7 protein-coding genes, 4 tRNA genes and 2 pseudogenes are annotated in these 8,302 nt (G+C 57.3%); 6 read left to right on the top strand and 7 right to left on the bottom strand.

The window, feature by feature from the left end:
- Positions 1 to 309: 309 nt before the first annotated feature.
- Together murA and ramA are read right to left on the bottom strand one after the other, a co-directional pair.
- Positions 310 to 1,578 (bottom strand): UDP-N-acetylglucosamine 1-carboxyvinyltransferase, encoded by a 1,269-nt coding sequence (gene murA, locus ABRP95_RS03100; protein WP_284770392.1) that lies wholly within the window; start codon positions 1,576 to 1,578, stop codon positions 310 to 312.
- 21 nt (positions 1,579 to 1,599) lie between these two features.
- Positions 1,600 to 2,439, bottom strand: a complete 840-nt coding sequence (gene ramA / locus ABRP95_RS03095) for an acetate metabolism transcriptional regulator RamA (RefSeq protein ID WP_005279642.1) — start codon at positions 2,437 to 2,439, stop codon at positions 1,600 to 1,602.
- Between the two features lie 265 nt (positions 2,440 to 2,704).
- On the opposite strand from ramA, the gene cysK reads away from it, so the two are divergent.
- On the top strand, positions 2,705 to 3,640 hold the full coding sequence (gene cysK, locus ABRP95_RS03090) for a cysteine synthase A (RefSeq protein ID WP_284770391.1): 936 nt from the start codon (positions 2,705 to 2,707) through the stop codon (positions 3,638 to 3,640).
- A gap of 82 nt (positions 3,641 to 3,722) precedes the next feature.
- Positions 3,723 to 4,286 carry a serine O-acetyltransferase EpsC gene (gene epsC / locus ABRP95_RS03085; protein ID WP_284850448.1) on the top strand — a complete coding sequence of 188 codons (564 nt, stop codon included), beginning with the start codon at positions 3,723 to 3,725 and terminating at the stop codon, positions 4,284 to 4,286.
- Between the two features lie 49 nt (positions 4,287 to 4,335).
- Here epsC and ABRP95_RS03080 read toward each other — a convergent pair whose 3' ends face one another.
- The 5 genes from ABRP95_RS03080 to ABRP95_RS03060 all read right to left on the bottom strand — a co-directional run bounded on the left by ABRP95_RS03080 (position 4,336) and on the right by ABRP95_RS03060 (position 5,212).
- Complete coding sequence (locus ABRP95_RS03080) at positions 4,336 to 4,617, bottom strand: GNAT family N-acetyltransferase (RefSeq protein ID WP_284770389.1); 282 nt, start codon at positions 4,615 to 4,617, stop codon at positions 4,336 to 4,338.
- Between the two features lie 56 nt (positions 4,618 to 4,673).
- Positions 4,674 to 4,746 (bottom strand) — tRNA-Phe (locus ABRP95_RS03075).
- A 19-nt stretch (positions 4,747 to 4,765) separates the two neighbouring features.
- Positions 4,766 to 4,839: transfer RNA gene (locus tag ABRP95_RS03070), tRNA-Asp, on the bottom strand.
- 188 nt (positions 4,840 to 5,027) lie between these two features.
- A tRNA-Asp gene (locus tag ABRP95_RS03065) sits at positions 5,028 to 5,101 on the bottom strand.
- A 35-nt stretch (positions 5,102 to 5,136) separates the two neighbouring features.
- Positions 5,137 to 5,212: transfer RNA gene (locus ABRP95_RS03060), tRNA-Glu, on the bottom strand.
- Positions 5,213 to 5,294: 82 nt separating this feature from the next.
- Between ABRP95_RS03060 and ABRP95_RS03055 the strand changes: the two genes are divergently transcribed.
- The 4 genes and pseudogenes from ABRP95_RS03055 to ABRP95_RS03040 all read left to right on the top strand — a co-directional run bounded on the left by ABRP95_RS03055 (position 5,295) and on the right by ABRP95_RS03040 (position 8,181).
- Positions 5,295 to 5,627, top strand: coding sequence for a metal-sensitive transcriptional regulator (locus ABRP95_RS03055; RefSeq protein WP_023023790.1), 333 nt, complete (start codon positions 5,295 to 5,297; stop codon positions 5,625 to 5,627).
- A 495-nt stretch (positions 5,628 to 6,122) separates the two neighbouring features.
- Positions 6,123 to 6,206 (top strand): annotated as a pseudogene (locus tag ABRP95_RS03050) (hypothetical protein); the annotation flags it as partial.
- Between the two features lie 64 nt (positions 6,207 to 6,270).
- Positions 6,271 to 6,681 (top strand): iron chelate uptake ABC transporter family permease subunit, encoded by a 411-nt coding sequence (locus tag ABRP95_RS03045; protein ID WP_349838702.1) that lies wholly within the window; start codon positions 6,271 to 6,273, stop codon positions 6,679 to 6,681.
- A gap of 292 nt (positions 6,682 to 6,973) precedes the next feature.
- Positions 6,974 to 8,181: pseudogene (locus ABRP95_RS03040) on the top strand (IS110 family RNA-guided transposase).
- Positions 8,182 to 8,302: the final 121 nt, after the last annotated feature.

Genomic DNA, 8,302 nt, shown 5'->3' with positions numbered 1-8,302 from the left:
AACAGACCAATCAACACACAACCATGCACACAAAAATAAAAAATAAGTACATTGGCACACTATTGAGTTCTCAAACAACATCCACACACCACAAGAAAATTAACCAAAGGTTAACCTCTCGTCGGCGGCTCGTACTAACCTACCCAACAACCTGAACCAAGTCAAATCCTTGAACCAAGTCAGTACAAAAAGTCACTAAAAAGTAACCAACCGGCTACCTCTCGGCGACTTGGATAAACCTACACCCCACTCCAAGAAACGCACAAATCCCCAGCACACACGAGAAAAATGCGTACTGGGGAAGGTTAATTAGAAGATTTCTTCTTCCTGCGTCCTTTCGATGGTGGCTCCAAGCCGCGAAAGGTTCTCCACAAAGTGGGGATATCCGCGGTCTATATGGAAGACATCGTGAACGGTCGTCGCTTCGTCGGCGCACAGTGCGGAGAGGACTAGGCCAGCTCCGGCACGGATATCGGAACTCCATACATGCGTAGAGGAAAGATGTTCCTTACCCCGCACCACCACGTGATGGCCATCCACTTGGGCATCGGCACCCAAGCGCAGCATTTCGTCCACGAAGCGGAACCGGGATTCGAAGACGTTCTCCGTGATCACGGTGGTTCCTTCGGCGATGGAGGAAATGCCGATGGCCATGGGCTGGAGGTCCGTCGGAAAGCCTGGGAAAGGCAACGTCTGGTAATCCACGGCGGTAGGACGCTTATCCATGCGCACGCGGAAGCCGTTTTCATAGGTTTCAATCTCTGCGCCGGCGGACTTCAGCTTTTCCAGCGGAAGGTGCAGGTGACGCGGAGCAATACCGCCAACGGTGATATCGCCTTGTGTCATGGCTGCGGCATAAGCCCAGGTGCCGGCCACGATGCGGTCACCAATGACCTCGTGCTCCGTTGGGTTAAGCCGGTCCACGCCGTGGATGGTGACCTCGGAGGTGCCTTCGCCTTCGATATTGGCGCCCATGGATTTCATCATCTCGCACAGGTCCACGATCTCGGGCTCGCGGGCGGCATTGTGGAGAACAGTAGTGCCCTCGGCCAAGACGGCGGCGGTCAAGATGTTTTCTGTCGCACCAACGGAAGGAAAGTCCAAGCGGATATTAGAGCCGCGAAGCTCGGAAGCTTCAGCGACCACGGCGCCGTGTTCAATGCGCGTGGTGGCGCCGAGCTTCTCCAAGCCAGTCTGGTGCATATCGAGCGGGCGAGAGCCAATGGCGTCACCACCGGGCAGCGCAACCTTTGCATGCCCGCAGCGCGAGGTCAGTGGGCCTAAGACGCATACCGATGCCCTAAATTGGCGGACCGCATCAAAGTCCGCGTTCGATTGCGGCGTCGCGGGGGTAGTAATGCGGACGGTGCTGCCATCGATTGTCACCTCGCAGCCCAAGCCCTCGAGCACCTTCTTCATCAAAGGTACGTCCAGAATCTCTGGGCAATTGGTCAGCGTCGTCGTCCCCTCCGCCAGCAATGCGGCGGCCATGAGCTTAAGGACGCTGTTCTTGGCGCCATCTACTTTGACGGTGCCTGCAAGGCGGGCACCACCGGAAACAATAAACTGATCTTTCACAGCTTTATACGCTACCGGTTATCAGGGCAACGCGCCGATCCGGCGGGCGGCATTGACGGCTTCGTAGCGAGTGTGTGCCCCCAACTTGCGCATTACGGAGCGTAGGTAGGACTTGACGGTTTCGGCGCCAATCCCCATTTCTTCCGCCGCTTCCACGTTGGTGTGGCCGAGCGCCACGCAGGAGAGGACGTCGAGTTCGCGGGCTGAAAGCTTGGTCGATTGCTTCACGCGCACAGGAGAGACCATCTGATCACAAAGTGCCTCGAGTTCCTTGCGCAATTCCTCGTCCTCGACGCGGTTGGCCAGCATGCGCAGCTTGGAGTGGGTGGAACGAACCTGTTCCCATTCCGCACCGTTCATGGCATGGCCGCGGGAGGCACCCCCCTTTCCGCCATCGGCGCGGCGCATCGCGGAGTTGACCGCGAGGTCTTGCTCCAGGGTCCGCGCCGTCATCGTGACTTCCTCGATGACCTTATCCCCCAGGCGCACTGGGGAGTGCACGCCAACATAGAGCACTCCTCGGATTTCACGCTGCACGGTAACCGGTACCGCAACGATCGAGTGCAGGCCTTCGTCTTGGATCACGCTGTCGTTCTCGTGGGAAATGGTGGTGGCACGCGTGTAGTCCGATACGCCCACCGCGCGGCGGGTGGTGATGACGCGCCCGCCGACGCCCACGCCGGCATCGATAAGCAGATTCTGCAGCGCCGGTGTACGCAGACCCACCCACTGGGTAATTTGCAGGCGATTATCCGCCAATAATGTTGCGTACATCGTCACTGGGATTCCGGTGGCGGTTTTGAGAGACGACAGTGCCGCGCGTACGGATTCTTCATCATCTTTGAGGCGATGCGACTCCATGAGACTCTTTCCTCGTCGGGAGTAACCAAGTAGGTGCACCCGATATCCCCGAAAACTTGGGGAGCAGCGGGTAACTACGTGGAATTATAGACAGCAAGTGGGGGTAATTCGAAATCGCCCCTTTGCCTCCACGGCCGCGAATCCCACATTTCATGCCCGAATGGGTAGTCTGTAATAAATATACCACTCTGTCTACTTAAATAGTGTATCCTTGCGCTTGTACCTGATTTGACCACGAATACGATTCCCAAAGGAGTCCTAATAAATGGCTATTTACAACAATGTCCTAGAGACCATCGGCGGTACCCCACTCATCCGCATCAACCGCTTGGCAGAGGGCAAGGGTGCCACCGTGCTGGCCAAGGTGGAGTCCTTTAACCCTGGTAACTCCGTTAAGGACCGCATCGGTCTGGCCATCATCAAGGCCGCCGAGGAGTCCGGTGACCTGAAGCCGGGCGGCACCATCGTTGAAGCTACCTCCGGTAACACCGGCATTGCTCTGGCACTGGCCGGCGCGACCTTGGGTTACGACGTTGTCCTCACCATGCCAGAGACCATGTCCAATGAGCGCAAGGTCCTGCTTCGCGCATACGGTGCAGAAATCATCCTGACCCCGGGCGCTGCCGGCATGCAGGGTGCGGTTGACAAGGCCAACGAGATCGTCGCCGAGCGCGGCAACGCCATCCTGGCTTCCCAGTTCGCTAACGAGGCCAACCCCAAGATCCACGAGGCCACCACCGGCCCGGAGATCTGGGACGACGCCGAGGGCAATGTCGATGCCTTCGTCGCAGGCGTCGGCACCGGCGGCACCATCACCGGTGCAGGCCGCTACCTGAAGTCCAAGAACCCAGACGTTTACCTCGCTGCCGTTGAACCGGCTGACTCCCCTGTTCTGTCTGAGGGCCAGGCAGGCCCACACAAGATCCAGGGCTTGGGCGCCAACTTCGTACCGGACGTGCTCGACCGCGAGCAGCTGGATGAGGTTTTGACCGCCTCCCTCGAGGAGTCCATCAAGCTCTCTCGCGCCCTTGCTACCGAAGAGGGCCTGCTGGTTGGTATTTCCGCCGGTGCAAACCTCTCGGCTGCACTGAAGCTGGCTGAGCGCCCCGAGTTCGAGGGCAAGACCATCGTCGTTGTCCTGCCGGACTTTGGTGAGCGCTACGTTTCCACCGTTCTTTTCGAGGACATCCGCGAGGCATAATTAGCCCCGCAGCCTAGTCCGTGAATAAAAGGCACCCGTCAAGCTTGGCGGGTGCCTTTTTGTGACCAGTACTATAGTCCCCATGAGCATTATTAAATATATCCGCGAAGATTTAGCCAATGCCCGGGACCATGACCCAGCCGCCCGCGGCGACGTTGAAAATGCGATCGTCTATTCCGGCCTGCACGCCATCTGGTCGCACCGCGTCTCCCACTGGCTGTGGAAGCGCGGCCTGCGGGGCCCTGCGCGCATCCTGTCCCAGATTAACCGCTTTTTTACCGGCATCGAGATCCACCCAGGCGCCACCATCGGGCGCTGCTTCTTCATCGACCACGGGATGGGCATTGTCATTGGGGAAACCGCGGAAATTGGTGATGGCGTGATGCTCTACCACGGCGTGACGCTCGGCGGTCAGGTCCTCACCCAGACCAAGCGCCACCCCACGGTGGAAGATAACGTCACCATCGGCGCGGGCGCTAAGGTTTTAGGCCCCATCACCATCGGTGCCGGTTCCGCCATCGGTGCCAATGCCGTTGTAACGAAGGACGTACCAGCCGATCACATCGCGGTGGGCATCCCCGCCAAGAATCGGCCTTCAAATAGGCATGAGCGGGTCAAGCTCGTGGATCCGGACTACTACATCTAAATAGACTAAAAGCGGCCCACAGGCTTGTGTGGGCCGCTTTTTGCTGTGCTTAACCGCGCAGCAGGTCCTGGTATTCGGGGTTCTTGTCCATAAAGTGCGCCACGGCAGAGCAGGTGGCGATGACCTTCATGCCGGCAGCCCGAGTTTCATCGAGGGCCGCCTTAATCAACGGCGAGGACAGGCCCTGTCCGCGGAAGTCATCCCCGATGACCGTGTGGTTGAACTCGCGGGTATCGCCGGAATCTACATATTCGCAGATTCCTGCTTCCACACCGTCAACGGTAAGCACGAAACGGGACAAATCGGTCTGATGAGAAACTGCTTTTTCCATGTCCCCCATTAAACCAAAAATGGTCCCTCCTTGATAATAAGGAGGGACCATAGTTGTGGCCAGAGCCAGGATCGAACTGGCGACCCCACACTTTTCAGGCGTGTGCTCTACCGACTGAGCTATCTGGCCAGAAACCCGAAGGTTTCCGCGACCTTGACGGGACTTGAACCCGCGACCTCCGCCGTGACAGGGCGGCGCGCTAACCAACTGCGCCACAAGGCCATTTTCAGTTTTGTGTGCCTCTTGGGCACGGGTAGTTACTTTACACAGCCGCCTAGAAACAACACAAATCAGCACTACAAGGGCAGTTTTCACGCTTTCCGATGCCCCTGTACCAAGGTGGCACCAACAAGCAGCGGCCCAAAACCAAAAAAGAACAGTACCCGCCGAAGCGTGTACTGTTCAGAATGCGACCTTGACGGGACTTGAACCCGCGACCTCCGCCGTGACAGGGCGGCGCGCTAACCAACTGCGCCACAAGGCCAAATGAGAAATTATTTCGTACCAACACGATGGTGTTGGTACCCCCAACGGGATTCGAACCCGTGCCGCTGCCGTGAAAGGGCAGTGTCCTAGGCCGCTAGACGATGGGGGCCAGTCGCTTCTTGGCGACTTCTAGAAATATACTGGAGACATCACCAAGAAACAAAATCGCTCCCCCAGAAGGAGTTTTAACCATGTCTGAGCAGCAAAAAACCTGTTCCTGCCACGAGCCGGATATCCACGGATACAACGCCGATAGTAAGAGCAAAGCACGTTATCTGGCGCGCCTGAAGCGCATCGAAGGCCAAGCGCGCGGGATTCACCGCATGGTCGATGAGGACCAGTACTGCATCGATATCATCACCCAAATCTCCGCGGTGACATCCGCACTAGAGAATGTCTCTCTCGCGCTCTTAGAGGACCACATAGAGCACTGTGTGGCCGGTGCGGCGGCCGAGGACGGCGAGGTGGCCAAGGAGAAGCTAGCGGAGGCTATGCACGCCATTAAGAAGCTGGTAAAAAACTAGAAAAGGAGCCGCCCGAAGGCGGCTCCTGATGTGGGCCCTGTGGCGCACGAATTTATAACTTGCCGGACATGGGGTTCCCTGCAAATGAGGTGATCCCGGCAGACCCCCACGTGGGCGTGTTCACCTGCATCTGCGACTGACTGGCGATCTTCGTAGCAATGAGCCCCGCTATCGGCAAGACCACCCAGCCCCGGCGCGCAGCCACACGGTCTATAACTCCCGCCATTACCACACAATTACTAGGTACCGCTAACCTAACTATCGGTTCACTCCATCTTTCGATGGAACCGCTACGAGTTTTAAGGCCTAGCAGAATGACCTCTCTTTCCCCACCCAAGGCACCCCCAACAGCAGAAGCACATGCAACACCCGCACAGGCGGGCGTCACCAAGTAGCAGCGGTCCCGCTGCCTTGGGGGACTGCTCCTCATCCTCGCGCTCCTTCTCGTGAGCATCGCGATGAGCTTCGCCAACGGCTCCACCCCCGCCCTACTCCGTGGTGTGGGAGGCACTACACCACCAAGGAGACGCGCAGGCCATTAGCATTGTGTGGAAGCAACGCTGGCCACGCACGCTCGTAGCGAGCCTGGCAGGAATCGGCTTCGGCGTGGTGGACGCTCTTATTCAGGCGATCACCCGCACCCCTGGCCGACCCCGGCATTCTCGACGTCAATGCGGGTGCGGGCTTCGCCGTCACTCTCGGCGTGGGGTTCTTCGGGCTCAGCAGTGTCACCGGCTACATCTGGTTCGCGTTCCTCGACGCGGCTGCCACCACCGTGTTCGTCTACCTCGAGGGGGCGGCAAGCGGAGGTACCGTTCACCCCGCTACGCTCGTCCTCGCAGGTGTGACGCTGGGCGCGGTACTTACGGGACTTACGAGCTTCCTCACCCTCATCGACCCCACCACCTTCGATGCGGTTCGACACTGGGGTGTGGGTTCCACCGCAAGCGTGACCTTCGGGGATATCCGCAGCGTCCTGCCCTTCCTTACGGTGGGCATGGCGCTCCCCATTACGTTGTTAGCAGTTCCGCTTGAAGGAGCCCAGGATTCGTAACTCTGCCCCTGTGCAGGGGCAGGTTATGTTTGTCTGCGTTCCTTTTGCTTTTCTTTTTCAGGAGCAGTGGAACTAGTCGCTGGCTTCGGTATGGCTTATTTTCGTCCCTGTCTGACAATGATCCGGGGGGTGATGCCGCCGAAGGCAGTGACATACTCCAAACTGCTAATAGGAACCTGACCCACATCAAGTGTGTGAGATCTCAAAGTAATGTGGATGCCAGCATGAAGTATGTCCGACCACCAGCGATGAAAGAAGTCCCATACTCATTAAACTCGCTAGGAGGTCTGACATGGTCTACGACTATGTCATCGGAATGGATGTTGGAAAATACTTCCACCACGCCTGCGTCTTAGATAGCCACGGCGCCCAGGTTCTATCCAAACGAATCAATCAAAACGAGCAGGCTTTACACGCGCTCTTTTCGAATTTCTACTCTGGTAACAACAAGGTCCTTGTCGTTGTTGACCAGCCAAATAACATTGGCCGACTTACTGTCGCGGTAGCCCAAGACCTTGGAATTGATGTGCGCTATCTTCCCGGCTTGGCAATGCGTCAGCTCTCACACATCCATGCCGGAAACGCCAAAACGGACATCCGAGATGCCTACATCATCGCCCACGCTGCAAAGAACCTTCCAGAATCCCTTCGCAGTGTCGACCGCATCGAAGAAGCCTTCCTCAGTTGAAAGTCCTCAACGGCATCGACGAAGACTTAGCACGCTCCTACACCAGGCTCATCAACCAGATTCGAAGCGCACTTGTTGGTTGCTACCCGCAATTCGAGCAGGCCATTCGCGGCCAAATAATCCACCGCAAATGGGTCCTGCACCTACTTGCACGCTACGGCGGGCCCACCAAGATAAAACGCTTAGGCAAGGCCAAGGCAGCTGCCTTTGCTCGACGCTATAAGGCACGCAATCCCGAGCCAGTTATCGATGCGATATTCGCTGCCATTGCTGAGCAAACAGTCACCATTGCCGGTGCACACTATGCAGAAATGGGCGTAGCAATGTCAGCAAAGGACGCACTTTTAAAGCTCGAGCACCGCAAACAAATCGACAAGGAAGTCATCGAGCTCATCAACGACATCCCCCACACTCAAATCCTGCTATCCATGCCGGGAATCGGACCAAAGACGGCAGCACAAATTCTCATGACCGCAGACGACATGTCCGACTTTCCGTCAGCTGGGCACCTAGCCTCTTACGCTGGCTTATCGCCCCGAACGAATCAATCCGGAACCTCGATCATGTCGAATTCGCTGAATAGAGCCGGCAACAAAAAATTAAAGAACGCCCTATGGCAATCATCTTTTGCATCCATCAGATTCCACGAGCGTTCACGCCAATTCTATGAACGAAAGCGCAATGAAGGCAAAAGACACAACGCCGCAGTCGTAGCACTCGCCCGCAGACGACTCAACGTCCTCTACGCCATGATGCGCAACCACGAGTATTACCACGACCCCGCCCCAGCAAAGGAAACCGCAGCAGCCTAACCCCTAACAACGAAACAAGCCGACTGGGCAAAATCCCAGTCGGCTACCAGTCGCGCGCAAAAACAACACACCTGAAAATCCCGAGTTAGGGATCTGCCCCCGTCCACCCCACCCGCGAGAT

The organism is Corynebacterium sp. KPL2895 (assembly GCF_040225815.1).
Lineage (GTDB): Bacteria > Actinomycetota > Actinomycetes > Mycobacteriales > Mycobacteriaceae > Corynebacterium > Corynebacterium rhinophilum.
This window is presented reverse-complemented; position numbering and strand designations above follow the sequence as displayed.